The sequence below is a fragment of the Caldicellulosiruptoraceae bacterium PP1 genome (assembly GCA_041320695.1).
Lineage (GTDB): Bacteria > Bacillota > Thermoanaerobacteria > Caldicellulosiruptorales > Caldicellulosiruptoraceae > JBGGOQ01.
Map to the genome: position 1 here is coordinate 12096 of JBGGOQ010000001.1, position 18045 is coordinate 30140.

Here is an 18045-nt window from a genome sequence, read left to right on the forward strand (position 1 = left end):
GGATTAAATTATTAATGACTGAATTTAGAGAAGATATTAGAAATATTGCAATAATTGCTCATGTTGATCATGGAAAAACAACACTTGTTGATGCAATGCTAAAACAAGGTGGCGTTTTTAGAGAAAATCAAAATGTAGTTGAAAGAGTTCTTGACTCTAATGAATTGGAACGTGAAAAAGGGATAACCATAATGGCTAAAAATACTGCCATTAATTATAAAGGAGTAAAGATTAATATTGTAGATACACCAGGACATGCAGACTTTGGAAGTGAAGTGGAAAGGGTATTGAAGATGGTTGATGGTGTACTACTTTTAGTTGATGCATTTGAAGGGCCAATGCCACAAACAAAGTTTGTTTTAAGAAAAGCCTTGCAGTTAAATTTAAAACCAGTTGTTGTTATTAACAAAATTGATAGGCCAGATGCTAGACCATTTGATGTAATTGATAAGGTTTTAGAGCTATTTATTGAGTTAGGAGCTAATGATGAACAACTTGAATTTCCATATATATTTGCTTCTGCAAAAGATGGAGTTGCAAAATATGAATTAAATGATGACAATAATGATTTAAAACCATTATTTGAAACAATAATAAAAAATATTCCAGCACCAATTAAAGATACTGATTCACCTTTACAAATGATTGTAACAACAATTGACTACGATAATTATATTGGAAGGATTGCAATTGGTAAGGTTGTAAGAGGTACTATCTTTATAAATCAACAAGTTGTTATTTGTACACCAACTGAAATTTTACAGAGAGTAAAGATTACGAAATTATTCCAATTTGAAGGTCTAAAAAGAGTTGAATGTTCTGAAGCATTTTCAGGTGATATTGTTTGTGTTGCAGGTATTGAGGGAATTAACATAGGGCAAACCATAGCTGATTCAGATAATCCAGAAGCCTTGCCATTTGTAAATATTGATGAGCCTACTATTTCAATGATTTTTTCAACTAATGACTCACCATTTGCTGGTAAAGAAGGACAATTTGTAACTTCAAGACATCTAAGAGAAAGACTGTTTAAAGAACTTGAAACTAACGTTGGGTTAAAAGTAGAAGAAACTGAAACTCCTGATGCTTTCAAAGTATCAGGTAGGGGAGAGTTACATCTTGCAATATTAATTGAAACAATGAGAAGGCAAGGCTATGAATTCCAAGTATCAAAGCCTAAAGTTATTACAAAAGAGGTAAATGGTGAATTTTTAGAGCCATTTGAATATTTGATTATTGATGTGCCTGAAGATTTTATGGGTGTTGTAATGGAAAAATTGGGGCCAAGAAGAGCTCAATTGCAGAATATGACAATGCTTAATGATGGATTCTTAAGACTTGAATTTATCATTCCTGCAAGAGGCTTGATTGGATATAGAAATGAATTTTTAACAGATACAAAAGGTAATGGAATAATGAATCATATCTTTTATGATTATATGCCTTATGCTGGAGAGATTCCTGAAAGAAATAGAGGTGCTTTAGTAGCATTTGAGGCAGGAGAAGCAGTAACATATGGGTTGTACAATGCTCAAGAAAGAGGTAATCTGTTTATTGGTCCTGGTACTCAAGTTTATGAAGGTATGATAGTTGGCCAAAATTCAAGAATAGATGATGTTGTTGTAAATGTATGTAAGAAAAAGCATCTTACTAATATGCGTTCAGCAACAGCAGATGAGGCATTAAGACTTACACCTCCAATTGAATTAAGCCTTGAAGAGTGCTTAGAGTTTTTGGCAGAAGATGAACTTTTAGAGGTTACACCCAAATCTTTAAGATTACGCAAGAAGATTTTAGATACTGAAATGAGAAAAAAAGCTGAAGCAAAGGCAAAGAAGGAATAGGAAGGGTTTTTCATAAAACTCTTCTTATTATTTTATTAAGTATTTATTAAGTATAATATTTAAAATTGAGATATAAATAATTTTATTATACATTATAATACTGAAGATTTTCTCAAAGAAATGATTAAAGTGAGTGAAGAATGTTATAGAGTATTAAAAAAAGGAAAATACTGTGCAATTCTTATTGGTGATACACGAAAAAAAGGACATATAATTCCACTTGGTTTTAGTGTAATGGATATTTTGTTAATTGCACATGAGTATTTATTTATTTTTAAAAAATAAATTATACAGATTATTATTAAAGTTCATCATTCATTGATGAACTATTATTTTTTTAAATATACTTGAATATGATATAATTTATTTGATGTTTTTATGTGAGGTAATTGCTTATGAAAAAAATAAAAAAGAAAAAATTAATGTATTTATTTTGTTTTACACTATTAATTTTCTTTTTCTCGATTATATATTTTTATTTTTTATCTAATAGAAATACAATAAATACTTATATAGAAATACCACAAGATACATCAGCGAAAAAGGTAGCCCAGATTTTGGAAGATAAAGGTATTATTAAAAATAAATATATATTTTTATTATATCTTAAATTTAACAAATATAAGATCGCTGCAGGTAAATATTATCTTTCTAACAAAATGAGCCTAAAAAAAATTTGTGAAGAGCTACAAAAAGGTATTGTTTATAAAAAGACAATTAAGTTCACAATTCCTGAGGGATTTACAGTTATTGATATTGCAAAAAGATTAGATATGCTTGGTATTGTGAAAAAAGAGGATTTTATAAATGAAATCAAGAAAGGTGATATTGATTTTAAATATAAGTTTATTGGAAAAAATGTTTTATATCCATATGAAGGATACTTATTTCCTGATACTTATGAAGTTTATCCTAATACTTCAGCCAAAGATATTATTATTATGATGTTAAATAGATTTACACAAGTATATGAAAGTATTAAGCAATTTAAAAAAACAAATTTGGACCTAAAAAGTACAGTTATTTTAGCATCAATTGTTGAAAAAGAAGCAAAGTATGACAGTGAAAGAAGTCTTATTGCAGGGGTTTTTCTTAATAGATTAAATAAAAATATTAAGTTAGAAAGTTGTGCAACAGTAGAATATTTACTACCAAAGCATAAAGAAGTTTTGACTTATAATGATTTAAAAATAGATTCATATTATAATACATATAAATACAATGGTTTACCACCGTCAGCAATATCTAACCCTGGCAAAAAAAGCTTATTGTCTGCATTAAATCCCCAAAAGACTGATTATTTATACTTTGTTCTTAAAAAAAATGGATATCACCATTTTAGTAAAACGTATAAAGAACATTTGGAATTCCAAAAACAGAATGAAGGAGAAAAACAATAATGGATTTAAGTCAAGATATTTTAAACAGCTTTATTCGAAATAATTTATATTCCATTAACCCATTATTAGAAAAAATGGAACATTACTCAAAAATAAACAATGTTCCAATTGTTGCAAAAGAGGTTTCACGATTACTATATATTTTAACAATGTTAAAAAAACCTGAGCGTATTTTAGAAATTGGCACTGCAATTGGTTATTCAACTTTATCCATGTTTTATGGTTATAAAAATACCCAAATTATTACTATTGAACGTGATTTTGATATGGTAATAAAGGCTAAAGAGTTTTTTAAAAAGGCAAATGCAATTGATAATATCCATGTAATTGGTGCAGAAGCAGAAGAAGCACTAAAATCAATAGATGGTAATTTTGATTTGGTGTTTATTGATGCTGCAAAAGCTCAGTATATTGAATTTTTCAATTTAGTAAAAGATAAACTTAATGACAATTCAATTATTATTTGTGATAATGTTTTGTATCGTGGTATGGTTTTGGGCAAAAAATATTTACAAAGAAGAATGGTAACCATTGCTAAAAGAATGGACAAATTTATCAAAATGGTATTAGAAGATAAGCAATTTATATCTACTTTATTACCAGTTAGCGATGGCATATTAATTTCAATAAAGGCAAGTAATGTGGAGGGAATTTAAGTGGAGATAAAAAAACTAGAATTATTAGCACCAGCAGGTGATTTAGAAAAACTAAAGGTTGCAGTTCTTTATGGAGCTGATGCTGTATATATTGGCGGGAAAAGCTTTGGGCTTAGAAAGAATGCAGGAAATTTTTCTTATGAAGATATGGCTGAAGCAGTAGAATTTGCACATAAATATGGAAAAAAGATATATATAACTGCAAATATTTTTGCCCATAACAATGATATAGATAAATTAGATAATTTTTTAGAAACAATAAAAGAATTAAAATTTGACGGAATTATTGTTTCAGATCTTGGAATATTTAAAAAAGCTATTAAAACAGGAATTCCAGTTCATATAAGCACTCAAGCAAATACCACAAATTACCAATCAGCTTTATTTTGGTATGAGCTTGGAGCAAAAAGGGTTGTTTTAGCTCGTGAATTAAGTTTAGAAGAAATTAAAGAAATAAGAGACAAAACACCTAAAGATTTAGAAATTGAGGCATTTGTTCATGGTGCTTTATGTATTTCTTACTCTGGAAGATGCTTTTTAAGTAACTACATGACATATAGAGATGCAAATTTAGGTGATTGTGCACATCCATGTAGATATAAATATTATGTTGTTGAGGAAAAAAGACCAAATCAATATTTCCCTATAATAGAAAATGAGACAGGAACTTATATATTCAATTCAAAAGATTTATGTATGATTGAATATATTGATAAGTTAGTTTTCTCAGGTATTGATAGCTTTAAGATTGAAGGAAGAATGAAAAGTAGCTTTTATATTGCAACAGTTGTGAGCAACTATAGGAAGGCCATAGATAAATTTATAAAAGATCCATATAATTTTGCTCCCGAAGAAGAGTGGCTTATTGAAATAGCTAAATGTAGCCATAGAAGTTATACGACAAACTTCTACTTTGGTAAACCTAACCAAAATGATTATAAATATGAGTCAAGCCAATATATAAGAGAATATGATTTTGTTGGTATTGTAAAGGATATTATAAATGAAAATTTTGCAATTGTTGAGCAACGAAACAGATTTTTTAAGGGTGATTTAGTTGAGGTTATGCTTCCTGATGGAACCTATTTTGAACAAACTATTGATTTCATTGAAGACCAAGATGGAAATCAAATTGATGTTTGTCCTCATCCACAACAATTAGTAAAAATAAGATTTGATAAAAAAGTAACACAATATGCAATGTTAAGAAAAAAATCTGAATAAATTTTAAATGGACATGCAACAAAATTGCAAAAATAGAATATAATTGTAATTGGAGCCCTTATTAAAGATGATTTTTAATGTATTTTATAAAAAATGGAGCAAGTTTTCCTCAGCCTTTATCAGAAGAAGAAGAAAAGAAATATTTAGAATTAATGTGGGCGGGGGATATTGGAGCAAGAAATATTTTAATTGAGAAAAATCTAAGATTAGTAGCTCATATAGCAAAAAAATATACGTCTACTTTTCCTAATATATGCGAAGATATAATTTCTGTTGGAACAATTGGACTCATAAAAGCCATTGAATCTTTTTCAAATAATAAAAAAACACGACTTTCAACATATGCTGCAAAATGCATTGATAATGAAATTTTAATGTTTTTGAGACAAAACAAGAAATTTAATTTACAGGTTTCATTAAATGACCCTATTGGAATTGATAAGGATGGTAATGAAATAACTTTGATGGATGTTATTCAAAATGAAGATAATGATGTTGATGAGGCTGTTGATATAAAAATACTTCTTAAGAAACTTTCAGGAAAACTTAAAAATGTATTAAAAGGACGAGAAAAAAAGGTTATTGAACTAAGATATGGTCTTTGTGATAATCAAGAAAAAACACAAATAGAGGTTGCAAATATACTTGGAATTTCAAGATCTTATGTATCCCGAATTGAAAAGAAGGCATTAAAAAAGCTTTATAATGAGCTTCAAATGTAAGCATAATTTATATTTTTTAAAAAAGAAGCTACAGCTATTGATTCAATATAGCTAGTAGCTTTTTTTATTTGTACTCATTTTAAATTGTACATAATATATAAAAAATAAAATATTATTTATTAAAAATATGAAAATATCTAATAATATATTGACATTATTTTATATTAAATTTATAATCAATAGTAAGCATAAAAAATCATAAATGAGCATACGAATAATCATAAATAAGCATTATTGATATTTATCAGGGAGCATGATTATTATGTTTGAAGAAGAAAGAAAACAAAAAATCGTCCAATATGTTCAAGAACATTTAAGGGCATCTGTTCAAGAGTTAAGTTATTTATTTAATGTTTCAGAATCAACTATAAGGCGTGATCTTAAAGAATTAGAAGATGCAAAACTAATTAAAAGAACACATGGTGGAGCTGTTAGTTTAGAAAGTGTAAACTTTGAGCCAACATTTATTGAAAAAGAAGATAAATTTAAAAATGAAAAGGAAAAAATAGCTAAAAAAGCTTCTGAATTTATTCAAAAAGGCGATACTATTTTAATAGATTCAGGGACAACAACATTATATCTTGCAAAAGAACTTAAAAAAGTATCTGATATAACTGTTGTAACCAACTCAATTATTATTGCTTACGAACTACAAACTCAAGATAATATAGAGATTGTAATAATTGGAGGAACTCTTAGAAAAAACACACGAGCTTTGGTCGGACCTATATCAGAATATGCATTAAATATGCTTAGAGTTGATAAAGCATTTATTGCAACAAATGGTATTGATGTTGAAGAAGGGTTGACTACACCTAACATTATTGAGGCAGCTACAAAGAGAAAAATGATTGAAATATCTAAAGAAACAATTTTGCTTGCTGACCATAGTAAAGTAGGCAAAGTTTCTTTTGCACAATTTGCTGATATCTCAGATATTGATAAATGGGTTACTGATGAAAAAGTTGAAGCTAACATAATAAGCAGAATTGAAAATAAAGGAACAACTATATATATAGCAAATTATTAGGAGGATAATAGTGAAACATATATTAACTGTTACATTAAACCCAGCTATTGATAAAACAATTACTTTAGAGAAATTTAACTTAGGTACACTAAATAGAGTGAAAGAAATTAAAATTGATCCTGGCGGAAAAGGAATAAATGTTGCAAAAGTTCTTAAAAAGTTTGGAATGAATGTTTTAGCAACAGGATTGATAGCAGGTAAACAGGGGCAATTGTTATTAGACTACTTAAACAAAGCTAATATTAATAATGATTTTTTTATAATAGAAGGTGAAACTCGAACAAATATAAAGATATTTGATGAACATACAAGTACAATTACAGAAATAAATGAACAAGGATTTTATGTAAATGAAAAAGATATAGAAAAGTTTATTGATAAATTTACTAAACTACTTGATAACACATCTTTGTTAATATTAAGCGGCAGTTTGCCACTAGGATTAGACAGTAAAATTTATTATGAATTAATTCAAATTGCAAATAAAAAAGGTGTATATACAATTCTTGACGCAGATGGTGACGCTTTAAGATATGGTATTAATGGTATACCATATGCTATAAAACCTAATATAAATGAATTAAACGGACTATTTAATGTAAACTTACAAGATAGTAGAGATATTATAAAAGTTTCAAAACAACTTATTGAGTTAGGGATAAAAATTATTCTTGTTTCTAATAGCGAAAAAGGAGCATATTTAATTACAACAGCCAATGCTTACAAAATAAATACATTTAGAATTGACTGCAAAAGTTCGGTTGGAGCTGGTGATTCAATGGTTGCTACACTTGCCTATTGCTTAATTAATAACTTTAATATTTTTGAAATAGCTAAATGGGTTACTGCTGCTGGAACAATAACTGCATCAAAACCTGGGACTGAGGTTTGTTCTATTGAAGAAGTAAAAAAATCTTTAGACTTGATTAATGTCGAAGATTTGTCATGTTGGTTATAGCTCTTAATAATTTTTTAAGGTTTATCTTATAATAAATTGGGAGGTTGTGAATATGAAAAAGATTTTGGGAGTAACTGCATGTCCAACTGGTATTGCACATACCTATATTATCAATAACCTTGACATGTCTAATTGTAAATTATTATTAAATGATATATTAAAATTGCCATCTACAAAAGAGATTCAGCTTTTATTAGAAGACTTCTATAAAAATAATTTAAAATATTAAAAGCCGCATTTGCGGCTTTTTTACTTATATTTGGTCGGGATGACAGGATTTGAACCTGCGACTCCTTGGTCCCGAACCAAGTGCGCTACCAAACTGCGCTACATCCCGATATAATTTTTTTGCAATTTACTATAAAACATTATATAATATACAACAAAAAAATCAATATCACAAAGGAGTTAATTAATTTGAAGATTATTAGAAAACGATATATTCCTGAAGAGGAAATTGATATTTCAGGAGATATTATACTTTTCCATAATGAAGATATACTTATTACAAAATGGCTACCTATTCATAAAAGACAGGATATTGTTAACGGAATGTCCTGCCTTTTTTTTAAAGAAGGTATTAAAATAAGTAAAATGTATAATTCTGACAACAGGTTACTTTACACATATTGTGATATTGTAAGAACAAATATAAAGGATGATACATTAATAATTGAAGATTTATTGTTAGATGTAGTTATTTATCCAGATAAAACCTATAAAGTGTTAGACATTGATGAATTAATTGAATTAAGGAAAAATAATAAAATATCTGAGGATTTAATGCTTGAAGCATTATCTAAACTAAACTATTTATTAAATGATATTTATAATGGATTTACACTTGATGTGTTAGAAAAAAGATTTTGGGAGGTATAAAGCATGATAATTATTGGTGAAAAGATAAACTCATCGGTTAAAACTGTAAAAGAAGCTATTGAAAATAAAAATTATGATTTTTTAATTGATTTAGCAAAAAAGCAAGAAGCATCAGGGGCAAATTATATTGATATAAATAGTGGTGTATTTATTGAAAATGAAGCCGAAGTAATGAAAACATTGATAGAATTAATACAAGATAGTGTTAGTGTTCCACTATCTTTAGACAGCTCAAATCCTGATGTTATTGTAGAAGCTGTAAAAGTATATAATAAATCCACAGCTCTTTATAATTCGATTATTTTTGATAAATATGTTTTAGATAAAGCTATACCTGTAATTAAAGAATACAATATGTCTGTTATTGCTTTATTAATGGAAAACAACCAAATACCAGAAGACAGCTCAGAAAGAATAGAAATAGCAAAAAGACTTGTTGAATATTTGAACAAAAATGGTATAGATAATAGTAGGATATTTTTAGATCCAATGGTTCAACCACTTTCAATTGATCAAAGATATATAAATGTTTCGTTAGAGACAATTAAATTGATAAAACAAACATTTAGTGATATAAATATTATTTGTGGATTATCAAATGTATCTTATGGCTTACCAAATAGAAAGTGGATAAATAGATCCTTTGTTAGTTTAGCTATATATTTTGGTTTAAATAGTGCTATTTTAGATCCGCTTGACAAAACATTGCTTAATTTAATTTATGCTTCTGAAGCATTAAATGGTACAGATGAATATTGTATGGAATACATTTTAAAAGCAAGAGAAGGTTCACTTGATTAAGTTAATTAACTTGGAAAGGATTATTATTTATGCTCAAAGTCACAAACGTCAAAAAAGGCAGTTTAGCAGAAAAAATAGGTATTAATTTAGGAGATTATATAATTTCAATAAATAATATTCAAATATATGATTTGTTAGATTATATGTATGCATCATATAATAAAGATATAGAAATTATTTATATTAAAGAGAACACAACATTCAAAAAATTTATTAGGAAAAAAGAGTATCAAGATTTGGGAATTGAGTTTGAAGATTTAGTTGATAAAATTAGAGGTTGTGAAAATAAATGTATTTTTTGCTTTATCGATCAGCTTCCAAAAGGTTTAAGAGATACTTTATATATTAAGGATGACGATTCAAGGCTATCGCTTCTTACAGGGAACTATATAACTTTAACAAATTTAAAAGATAAAGATTTTGAAAAAATTATAAAATACCACATAAGTCCATTAAAGATTTCTGTGCATACAACTAACCCTGAATTAAGAGTATTTATGCTAAAAAATAAAAGAGCAGCTTTGATAAAAGAGCAACTTAAACAGCTATCATATCATGGCATTGAATTTGATACGCAAATAGTTTTAGTAAAAAATGTTAATGACGGTAAAGAACTCAAGAACACTATTGAAGATCTTTCAACTTTTTTTCCAAATATAAAGAGTATTTCTGTTGTCCCAGTTGGGCTTACAAAGTATAGAGAAAATTTGTATGATATTAAGCCCTTTGATAAAGAATCTTCGCTTGAAATAATAAATACGATTGAAATGTATCAAAGAATATTTTTAAAAAAATATGGCACCAGATTAGTTTATGCAGCAGATGAATTTTTTATAAATGCTGGGTTGGAAATTAAATCAGTTTCTTCTTATGAAGATTTCAGACAAATAGAAAACGGAGTTGGAATGGTTTCTTTGTTTATACATCAATTTAAAAATACTTTAAGTAAATTAAAAGGTAATAGTAATATTAAAAAAGAATTAAGTATTGCAACAGGCCAAAGTGCTTATAATTTTTTAAAATGTTTACTAACTGAATTTAATAAAAAATATCAAAATATTAATATAAAATTATATTGTATTGAAAATAAATTTTTTGGTAATTCTGTAACAGTATCTGGACTTTTAACTGGACAAGATATAATTGAACAACTTAAGAATAAAGAATTAGGTAGCTATTTACTATTACCAGATAATTGTATTAACTATGACCAAAAATTTTTAGATGATGTAACTGTTAGAGAATTAGAAAATCAACTTAACATCCCTATATTTTTTGTACCAAATAATGGAAGAAAATTGATATACTATATTTTAAAAGGTGGTGAAAATTCATGAAACCAACTGTAGCAATTGTTGGTCGCCCAAATGTTGGAAAATCAACATTATTTAATAGATTAATTGGTGAAAGAAGAGCAATAGTTGATGATATACCTGGTGTTACAAGAGATAGAATAATTGGGACAACTGAATGGAATGGAATTACTTTTGACATTATTGATACAGGTGGTATAGAGCCCTATTCTGAAGATATTATTTTAAAACAAATGAGGAGACAAGCTCAATTTGCAATCGATATGTCAGATGTAATTATTTTCATGGTTGATGGTAGAGAGGGGTTAAATCAATCTGATAAAGAAGTTGCTGATATGTTAAGAAAATCAAAAAAACATGTTGTTTTAGCTGTAAATAAAATTGATAATTATAATATGGAAAATAATAAGTATGAATTTTATGAACTTGGTTTTGGTGACCCAATATCTATTTCATCAGAACATGGTTCTGGTATTGGCGATGTTCTTGATTTAGTTGTTAGTTTATTTGAAAAAGAGGGAATAAATGAAACAGAAGATGATTCGATAAAAGTCAGCATAATTGGAAAACCAAATACAGGTAAATCCTCATTAGTAAATAGAATTCTAGGTGAAGAGAGACTCATTGTAAGTGATATTCCGGGAACAACAAGAGATGCAATTGATACAGCCATTGAATTTAATTCTAAGAGATATACCTTAATTGATACTGCCGGTATTAGAAGAAAAAGCAAAATATATGACGAAATAGAGAAATATAGCATCTTACGAACCAAATCTGCCATAGAAAGAAGTGATATTTGCATCATTATGATAGATGCAACAGAAGAAGTATCAGAACAGGACGCTAAAGTAGCAGGACTTGCATTAGAAGCTGGCAAAGGATGTATAATAGCAGTAAATAAATGGGATGCTGTTGAAAAAAATTATAAATCAGTTGAAGAATACAAAACAAAGGTATATGAAAAATTAAGTTTCTTAACTTTTGCACCAATAATATTTATTTCAGCAAAAACCGGCTTAAGAATTAATAAACTTCTTGAAATGGTTGACTATGTTTATCAAAATTACACTCGCAGGATTACAACTGGCCAATTAAATGATGTCTTGGCCGAAGCTACAACAGTATTTCAACCACCATCAGATAAAGGAAAACAACTTAAAATATATTATATGACTCAAGTGGGTAGTAATCCTCCTAAAATAGCATTATTTGTGAATGAAAAAAAATTATTTCATTTTTCGTATCAAAGGTATATAGAAAACTATATTAGAAAAACATACGATTTTGTTGGAACTCCTTTGTTTTTTATTATTAGAGAGAAAGGAGAAAAGATATGAAGGCATTACAAATTTTATTAATTTTATCTGTAGGATATCTTATAGGTAGTGTTCTTTCGGCGTTAGTAATTGGTAAATTAACAAATGGTGTTGACGTTAGAAAATATGGCAGTGGTAATCCTGGTACAACTAACGTATTAAGAACTCTTGGTGTTTTACCTGCTATTTCTGTTTTCTTTTTAGATGTTTTTAAAGGTATTGTTGCTGTTATTTTTGCAAAAATTGTAATGCAAGATGATATTGTTCTTGCACAAACATTAGGAGCTGTTGCTGTTATATGTGGACACACTTGGCCTTTATATTTCAATTTTAAGGGAGGAAAAGCTGCTGCAACATCTTGGGGTGCTGCATTAGCAATTCATCCTACCATAGCAATTGCTGTTCTATTATTTGCTGTTTTAGTTGTTGCAATTAAAAGATATATGTCTTTGGGTGTTATGTCAGGAGCATTTTTTTACTTAATAATTGTACTTATATTTGCAAGAGAATACTGGTTTTTAGCGTTGTTTATTCTAATAGTTATTTTAATTCGTCACAGAGAAAATATTAAAAGATTAATTAATGGAACAGAGAGAAAAGTTGGTGAAAGGATAAGATTTAAATAATATGCTGAACAAATACAATAAATTAGCAAAATATTATTATGAATATACCTCTATTTTTAACAATAATAAACTAATGTACAAAATAATTAATAAAACACTTCAACAAATAAATAATAAAAAATTAAAAATATTAGATGTCGGATGTGGGACAGGGGAAGTAACACAAAAAATATTTAAAAGAGGATTTCATAAAATTACTGGTATTGATAAATCGTTCAGTATGATAGAAATTGCCAGAAAAAGAAATAGAAAAATTAAATTTATAAGAATAGATTTTTTTAAATTTAGCACTCGAAAAAAGTTTGATGTAATAATAGTAACAACTGACGTTATTAATCATATTAATAAACAGAAAATAAATGATTTTTTTAAAAAGTGTTATAGATTATTAAAATACAATGGTATTATTATCTTTGATATAAACCTATACCAATACTTAAAAAATATTTCTAATAAAAGATTTATTAAAAAAATAAATAACTCTACAATAGTATGGGATACTAAAAGATTTGGGAATATACTTTATATTTATCTGTTATTTAAAACTAATAAAAATAGTTTTTTAGAAAAGTATAAACAATATATGTATTCTGAAGCTTACATAGAAAAAATTTTAAAATATAATAAATTTTATATATTATCAAAAAAATATGATTATAAATATATAATTAATAAGCGTTCAAAAGCATTTTATATTTTAGCTAAAAATAATATATAATTTCAAAACTTTTATTTTATACTTGGCTTAATTCTAAATTAAGTATAAAAGAATAATTATATTGCCAGAGGGTAAAATAGATTTATAAAATTATTATTATATTTTTTGAATTTATTTAAGAAGGTGAAAATAATGCGTGGAAAAGTAAAGTGGTTTAACCCAGATAAAGGGTATGGATTTATTAACACTGAGAATGGAGAAGATATCTTTGTTCATTTTTCATCAATTGATATGGAAGGATATAAAACATTAGCTGAAGGGCAATTAGTAGAATTTGATATTGTAAAAGGTGATAAAGGTAATCAGGCTGTTAATGTTAGAAAAGTAAAATAAAAAATTTATGATAAAATATATTTAAGAGGCTGAAAAATTTGCAGCCTCTTTTTGATTGAGGAGGTATATATAAATGTCTAAAGTGATTAGAGCAATTACAAAAGATAGAAAAGCTATATTATTTGTTATGGATTCTACTGATATTGTTGAACAAGCTACTACTATACATAATTTACCCCCCATTCCTGCAGCTGCATTAGGAAGGCTTCTAACAGCTGCTTCGATGATGGGGTTAATGCTAAAATCTGAAGACCATACAGTAAGTCTTCAAATTCAATGTAACGGTGTTTTAAGAGGTTTAGTAGCAGTAGCTGATTCACAAGGAAATGTAAAAGGGTATGTAAAAAACAAAGAAGTTATTACAGAAATAAATAAATTAGGTAAGCTTAATGTCAAAGGAGCAATAGGTAATGGGACTTTAACAGTTATAAAAGACCTAAAGCTAAAAGAACCATATATAGGACAGATACAATTAGTATCTGGCGAAATTGCCGAAGATATAACACATTATTTTGCTATATCAGAACAAACTCCATCGGCAGTAGCTTTAGGTGTTTTAATTGATAAGGATTTAAAAATTGTTTCAGCTGGAGGAATGATAATACAACTATTACCTGATGCAGATAATAAATTTATTGAGTTAGTTGAACAAAGAATAAGAGGGCTAAGTAATTTTTCTAAGATTTTAAAAGAAAAAGATGTTGATACTATAGCAAAAGATATTTTTGAAGATATTGATTATGAAATTTTAAATGAATATAACCCAACTTACAAATGTGATTGCTCATATGAAAAAGCAAAAACATTAATTACACTTTTAAATGATGATGAGATAAATGATCAAGAAGATATTGAAATAGTATGTAGTTTCTGTGAAAAAAAATATATTATTTCGAGAGAAGAAGCAATTAAAATAAAAAACATTGAGAAAAACGAAGAAAAATAAAGATATAATTAATAATTACACATGAAAACTTAAATAATACCCGAAAAAAGCTAAAAATGAGCTAAAAAAGCCTAAAAAGACTGTTGAAAATATGATGGATGTTAAGTATAATAAATCATGTCGCCGCTGATGAAGCGGCTGACAAAAAAGGGCGCTTAGCTCAGCTGGGAGAGCACCTGCCTTACAAGCAGGGGGTCACAGGTTCGAGCCCTGTAGTGCCCACCAAATATGGCCCAGTAGCTCAGTCGGTTAGAGCGCCAGCCTGTCACGCTGGAGGTCGAGGGTTCGAGCCCCTTCTGGGTCGCCATTAAGAGCCTCGGTAGCTCAGTCGGTAGAGCAGAGGACTGAAAATCCTCGTGTCGGTGGTTCGATTCCGCCCCGAGGCACCATATATGAGAAGAGCGGGAATAGCTCAGTTGGTAGAGCGCTACCTTGCCAAGGTAGATGTCGCGGGTTCGAGTCCCGTTTCCCGCTCCAATTATTTATATGGCGCCATAGCCAAGCGGTAAGGCAAGGGTCTGCAAAATCCTGATTCCCCGGTTCAAATCCGGGTGGCGCCTCCAAATTAATTAATATCAAACCTGTTTATATAATTAAACAGGTTTTTTTGTATTTTTGAAGGATTTTTTCAATTTATGTAGAATATTATATTTAACAATGTAACTAACTTGAAGGAGGAGATTTAACTTGAGTGGATATGTCTTACTTATCTACAGTGTTATTGTATTTGCTGTATTAGTTATTTTTGGTTTGGTTAAATTTATTTTCGCACAAGATAAAGGTACTCCCAAAATGCAAGAAATATCTAATGCAATTAGAGAAGGAGCAATGGCTTTTTTAAACAGACAATATAAAACTATTGGTATTTTAGCAATTATTGTTGCATTAATTATTATTCTTGCAAACTATTTTGGAAATCTTTCAAAAGGTTCTGCTCATGCTATTAGTATTGCTCTTCATATAGGATTTGCATTTATTACCGGTGCATTATGTTCAGCTATTTCTGGTTATATAGGTATGTATGTTGCAGTAAATTCAAATATTAGAGCTGCTTCTGGTGCAAAAAGCGGGCTTAATAAAGCCCTTCAAATAGCATTAAGAGGTGGGGCTGTAACAGGTCTTGCTGTAACCGCTTTATCATTACTTGGGGTTGCTACATTATTTTTAATTTATGGTGGTGCATCAGGGAAAGCAGAATTAATAAAAGAAGCCCCATCATTGATAGTAGGATTTGGATTTGGAGCTTCTTTTGTTGCTTTATTTGCTCAGCTTGGTGGCGGAATTTACACAAAAGCTGCCGATGTTGGAGCTGACCTTGTTGGTAAGGTAGAAGCAGGAATTCCAGAAGATGACCCAAGAAATCCTGCAGTTGTAGCTGACCTTGTAGGTGATAATGTTGGTGATTGTGCAGGAAGAGGTGCTGACCTTTTTGAATCAACAGCTGCTGAAAATATAGGTGCTATGATATTAGGTGTTGCTTTGTATCCAGTATTCGGATGGAAAGGTATTCTATTCCCTTTAGTAGCTCGTGCAATAGGTATAATTTCATCTGTTATTGGTTTGTTCTTTGTTAACACAAAAGATGAAAGTAAAGATCCAATGAAGGCATTAAACAAAGGATATTTTGTAACATCGGTATTAAATTTAATTGCCTTAGTGTTTATTGTTAAATCAATGCTTACAGGTAAACTGCCAGATGGTTCTCAAGTTCAATGGGGGCTTCTATATGGGTGTGCTGTAACAGGTATTGTTCTTTCATATATATTTGTTTGGTTAACTGATTATTATACATCATATCATTATAGACCTGTTAAAGAAATTGCTAAAGCATCAACAACAGGCCCAGCAACTAATATTATTACAGGTGTTTCAGTTGGTATGGAATCAACAGCTCTTCCAGTATTTTTTATATCAATTGCAATCTTTATTGCATATAAACTTGGTGAATTAGCATTACCTGGTTTTGCAAATGGTGGGCTTTACGGAACTGCTATTGCAACAATGGGAATGTTATCAACTTGTGCATATATATTAGCAATGGATACCTTTGGACCTATTACTGATAATGCAGGTGGTATTACAGAAATGTCAGGGGCTCCAGAAGAGGTAAGACTAGTCACTGATAGACTAGACGCATGTGGTAACACTACAAAAGCATTAACAAAAGGTTATGCAATAGGTTCTGCTGCTTTGGCAACATTCTTACTTTTCTCAGCTTATCTTGATGAAGTTAAAAAAATATTAGGTAAACCATTAGAATCATGGTTTTCTGTTGATATTGGAAAACCAGAAGTATTTATTGGAGCATTTTTAGGAGCTATGATAGTTTATTTGTTCTCTTCAACTGCAATTAGAGCAGTTGGCCGTGCTGCTCAATATGTAATCCTTGAAGTAAGAAGACAATTTAAAGAAATCCCTGGTATAATGGAAGGAACAGCAAAACCAGATTATGCAAAATGTGTTGATATTGTTACACGTGGAGCATTAAAAGAAATGGTAATACCGGGATTAATTGTTGTAGCTGCACCAATTATTGTTGGTGTATTACTAGGAAAAGAAGCTGCAGCTGGATTTTTAATGATTGGAACAATAGCTGGTGTTATCCTTGCTTTATTCTTAAATAATGGTGGAGGAGCTTGGGATAACGCTAAGAAGTTTATTGAGCTTGGTAATTATGGTGGAAAAAGATCAGAGGCTCATAAAGCAGGTGTAGTTGGGGATACAGTAGGTGATCCATTTAAAGATACTGCTGGTCCATCATTACACGTTTTGGTAAAATTGATTAGTACAATTACACTTGTTTTTGTCGCATTATTTAGATAGTTTTTCTGAAAAAATATGGTTATTTATGATAAAGGTTATGGTATAATTTTATTAGAGGAATAATTATTTAAGGAGGGCTCAAGATGGGTCTTTTTGGATTAGGAGTACCAAAAGACATAAAGGATTTAGGTAAAGACATCTGTGAGCCGCTAAAAGTTGAATACATCGAAGGGCATCCAAACATTAAATATCAAGGTCCGATGACTTTACATGTTTGCCAAAATGGTTTTTACTTTATTGATGCTTCAAAAAAACATTATGGGATTGTCAAATGGATAGATTTTAAAGATGCTACCCCAAGTAAAACAAGTGATAGAAGAACTATAATATCGACAAAAGACTATAAAATCTATTTACTTGGGATTGAAGAACGAGTTTGTGAAATATTAACTAAAAAAATGGCAAGTTAAAGAAAATCCCTGCTTTTTATAAGCAGGGATTTTCTTTTCTTGA

At 29.0% G+C, this 18045-nt stretch carries 18 protein-coding genes, 6 tRNA genes and 1 pseudogene; 24 read left to right on the plus strand and 1 reads right to left on the minus strand.

Annotated elements, in window-relative coordinates; all coding sequences use genetic code 11:
- Nucleotides 1–14 precede the first annotated feature (14 nt).
- The 9 genes and pseudogenes from typA (at nucleotide 15) to ACAG39_00090 (ending at nucleotide 8063) form a co-directional block, all read left to right on the plus strand.
- The gene (gene typA / locus ACAG39_00050; protein ID MEZ0535633.1) at nucleotides 15–1844 is read left to right on the plus strand and encodes a translational GTPase TypA; all 1830 of its coding nucleotides are present in this window, start codon (nucleotides 15–17) and stop codon (nucleotides 1842–1844) included.
- A gap of 108 nt (nucleotides 1845–1952) precedes the next feature.
- A pseudogene (locus ACAG39_00055) lies at nucleotides 1953–2129 on the plus strand (site-specific DNA-methyltransferase).
- Nucleotides 2130–2239: 110 nt separating this feature from the next.
- Entirely contained in the window at nucleotides 2240–3244 is a 1005-nt protein-coding gene (gene mltG / locus ACAG39_00060) for an endolytic transglycosylase MltG (protein ID MEZ0535634.1), read from the plus strand.
- Nucleotides 3244–3900: an O-methyltransferase gene (locus tag ACAG39_00065; protein MEZ0535635.1), complete on the plus strand. Its 657-nt coding sequence runs from the start codon at nucleotides 3244–3246 to the stop codon at nucleotides 3898–3900. Before mltG ends, ACAG39_00065 begins: the two co-directional genes overlap by 1 nt.
- On the plus strand, nucleotides 3901–5124 hold the full coding sequence (locus ACAG39_00070) for a U32 family peptidase (protein MEZ0535636.1): 1224 nt from the start codon (nucleotides 3901–3903) through the stop codon (nucleotides 5122–5124).
- A gap of 77 nt (nucleotides 5125–5201) precedes the next feature.
- Nucleotides 5202–5846, plus strand: a complete 645-nt coding sequence (gene sigK, locus ACAG39_00075; protein MEZ0535637.1) for an RNA polymerase sporulation sigma factor SigK — start codon at nucleotides 5202–5204, stop codon at nucleotides 5844–5846.
- Nucleotides 5847–6108: 262 nt separating this feature from the next.
- Complete coding sequence (locus tag ACAG39_00080) at nucleotides 6109–6876, plus strand: DeoR/GlpR family DNA-binding transcription regulator (protein ID MEZ0535638.1); 768 nt, start codon at nucleotides 6109–6111, stop codon at nucleotides 6874–6876.
- Between the two features lie 10 nt (nucleotides 6877–6886).
- Nucleotides 6887–7834, plus strand: coding sequence for a 1-phosphofructokinase (pfkB, locus tag ACAG39_00085; GenBank protein MEZ0535639.1), 948 nt, complete (start codon nucleotides 6887–6889; stop codon nucleotides 7832–7834).
- Between the two features lie 52 nt (nucleotides 7835–7886).
- Nucleotides 7887–8063: a hypothetical protein gene (locus ACAG39_00090; protein ID MEZ0535640.1), complete on the plus strand. Its 177-nt coding sequence runs from the start codon at nucleotides 7887–7889 to the stop codon at nucleotides 8061–8063.
- Nucleotides 8064–8094: 31 nt separating this feature from the next.
- Here ACAG39_00090 and ACAG39_00095 read toward each other — a convergent pair.
- Nucleotides 8095–8171 (minus strand) — tRNA-Pro (locus tag ACAG39_00095).
- 80 nt (nucleotides 8172–8251) lie between these two features.
- Here ACAG39_00095 and ACAG39_00100 point away from each other — a divergent pair.
- The 15 genes from ACAG39_00100 (at nucleotide 8252) to ACAG39_00170 (ending at nucleotide 18002) form a co-directional block, all read left to right on the plus strand.
- Complete coding sequence (locus ACAG39_00100; GenBank protein ID MEZ0535641.1) at nucleotides 8252–8713, plus strand: DUF402 domain-containing protein; 462 nt, start codon at nucleotides 8252–8254, stop codon at nucleotides 8711–8713.
- A gap of 3 nt (nucleotides 8714–8716) precedes the next feature.
- Complete coding sequence (locus ACAG39_00105; protein MEZ0535642.1) at nucleotides 8717–9514, plus strand: dihydropteroate synthase; 798 nt, start codon at nucleotides 8717–8719, stop codon at nucleotides 9512–9514.
- A 29-nt stretch (nucleotides 9515–9543) separates the two neighbouring features.
- Nucleotides 9544–10851 (plus strand): DUF512 domain-containing protein, encoded by a 1308-nt coding sequence (locus tag ACAG39_00110; protein MEZ0535643.1) that lies wholly within the window; start codon nucleotides 9544–9546, stop codon nucleotides 10849–10851.
- A complete protein-coding gene (gene der, locus ACAG39_00115) occupies nucleotides 10848–12167 on the plus strand; it encodes a ribosome biogenesis GTPase Der (protein ID MEZ0535644.1) in 1320 nt (439 codons plus the stop codon). The genes ACAG39_00110 and der overlap by 4 nt, the downstream gene beginning before the upstream one ends.
- Entirely contained in the window at nucleotides 12164–12772 is a 609-nt protein-coding gene (gene plsY / locus ACAG39_00120; GenBank protein ID MEZ0535645.1) for a glycerol-3-phosphate 1-O-acyltransferase PlsY, read from the plus strand. Before der ends, plsY begins: the two co-directional genes overlap by 4 nt.
- 1 nt (nucleotide 12773) lies before the next feature.
- The gene (locus tag ACAG39_00125) at nucleotides 12774–13490 is read left to right on the plus strand and encodes a class I SAM-dependent methyltransferase (GenBank protein MEZ0535646.1); all 717 of its coding nucleotides are present in this window, start codon (nucleotides 12774–12776) and stop codon (nucleotides 13488–13490) included.
- Between the two features lie 132 nt (nucleotides 13491–13622).
- Nucleotides 13623–13823 (plus strand): cold-shock protein, encoded by a 201-nt coding sequence (locus ACAG39_00130; protein MEZ0535647.1) that lies wholly within the window; start codon nucleotides 13623–13625, stop codon nucleotides 13821–13823.
- Nucleotides 13824–13896: 73 nt separating this feature from the next.
- The gene (hslO, locus tag ACAG39_00135; protein MEZ0535648.1) at nucleotides 13897–14769 is read left to right on the plus strand and encodes an Hsp33 family molecular chaperone HslO; all 873 of its coding nucleotides are present in this window, start codon (nucleotides 13897–13899) and stop codon (nucleotides 14767–14769) included.
- Between the two features lie 149 nt (nucleotides 14770–14918).
- Nucleotides 14919–14994: transfer RNA gene (locus ACAG39_00140), tRNA-Val, on the plus strand.
- 5 nt (nucleotides 14995–14999) lie between these two features.
- A tRNA-Asp gene (locus tag ACAG39_00145) sits at nucleotides 15000–15076 on the plus strand.
- A gap of 6 nt (nucleotides 15077–15082) precedes the next feature.
- Nucleotides 15083–15158 (plus strand) — tRNA-Phe (locus ACAG39_00150).
- 12 nt (nucleotides 15159–15170) lie between these two features.
- Nucleotides 15171–15246 (plus strand) — tRNA-Gly (locus ACAG39_00155).
- 11 nt (nucleotides 15247–15257) lie between these two features.
- Nucleotides 15258–15332 (plus strand) — tRNA-Cys (locus ACAG39_00160).
- A 124-nt stretch (nucleotides 15333–15456) separates the two neighbouring features.
- On the plus strand, nucleotides 15457–17592 hold the full coding sequence (locus tag ACAG39_00165; protein ID MEZ0535649.1) for a sodium-translocating pyrophosphatase: 2136 nt from the start codon (nucleotides 15457–15459) through the stop codon (nucleotides 17590–17592).
- A gap of 83 nt (nucleotides 17593–17675) precedes the next feature.
- On the plus strand, nucleotides 17676–18002 hold the full coding sequence (locus tag ACAG39_00170) for a hypothetical protein (protein MEZ0535650.1): 327 nt from the start codon (nucleotides 17676–17678) through the stop codon (nucleotides 18000–18002).
- Nucleotides 18003–18045: the final 43 nt, after the last annotated feature.

What these genes read in the sequence shown, in the direction of transcription:
- der (MEZ0535644.1), top strand. Translation starts at nt 10,848, where the DNA reads ATGAAACCAACTGTAGCAATTGTTGGTCGCCCAAATGTTGGAAAATCA.
- mltG (MEZ0535634.1), top strand. Translation starts at nt 2,240, where the DNA reads ATGAAAAAAATAAAAAAGAAAAAATTAATGTATTTATTTTGTTTTACA.
- sigK (MEZ0535637.1), top strand. Translation starts at nt 5,202, where the DNA reads ATGTATTTTATAAAAAATGGAGCAAGTTTTCCTCAGCCTTTATCAGAA.
- ACAG39_00065 (MEZ0535635.1), top strand. Translation starts at nt 3,244, where the DNA reads ATGGATTTAAGTCAAGATATTTTAAACAGCTTTATTCGAAATAATTTA.
- ACAG39_00110 (MEZ0535643.1), top strand. Translation starts at nt 9,544, where the DNA reads ATGCTCAAAGTCACAAACGTCAAAAAAGGCAGTTTAGCAGAAAAAATA.
- ACAG39_00125 (MEZ0535646.1), top strand. Translation starts at nt 12,774, where the DNA reads ATGCTGAACAAATACAATAAATTAGCAAAATATTATTATGAATATACC.
- ACAG39_00080 (MEZ0535638.1), top strand. Translation starts at nt 6,109, where the DNA reads ATGTTTGAAGAAGAAAGAAAACAAAAAATCGTCCAATATGTTCAAGAA.
- plsY (MEZ0535645.1), top strand. Translation starts at nt 12,164, where the DNA reads ATGAAGGCATTACAAATTTTATTAATTTTATCTGTAGGATATCTTATA.
- ACAG39_00105 (MEZ0535642.1), top strand. Translation starts at nt 8,717, where the DNA reads ATGATAATTATTGGTGAAAAGATAAACTCATCGGTTAAAACTGTAAAA.
- ACAG39_00130 (MEZ0535647.1), top strand. Translation starts at nt 13,623, where the DNA reads ATGCGTGGAAAAGTAAAGTGGTTTAACCCAGATAAAGGGTATGGATTT.
- ACAG39_00090 (MEZ0535640.1), top strand. Translation starts at nt 7,887, where the DNA reads ATGAAAAAGATTTTGGGAGTAACTGCATGTCCAACTGGTATTGCACAT.
- hslO (MEZ0535648.1), top strand. Translation starts at nt 13,897, where the DNA reads ATGTCTAAAGTGATTAGAGCAATTACAAAAGATAGAAAAGCTATATTA.
- ACAG39_00170 (MEZ0535650.1), top strand. Translation starts at nt 17,676, where the DNA reads ATGGGTCTTTTTGGATTAGGAGTACCAAAAGACATAAAGGATTTAGGT.
- typA (MEZ0535633.1), top strand. Translation starts at nt 15, where the DNA reads ATGACTGAATTTAGAGAAGATATTAGAAATATTGCAATAATTGCTCAT.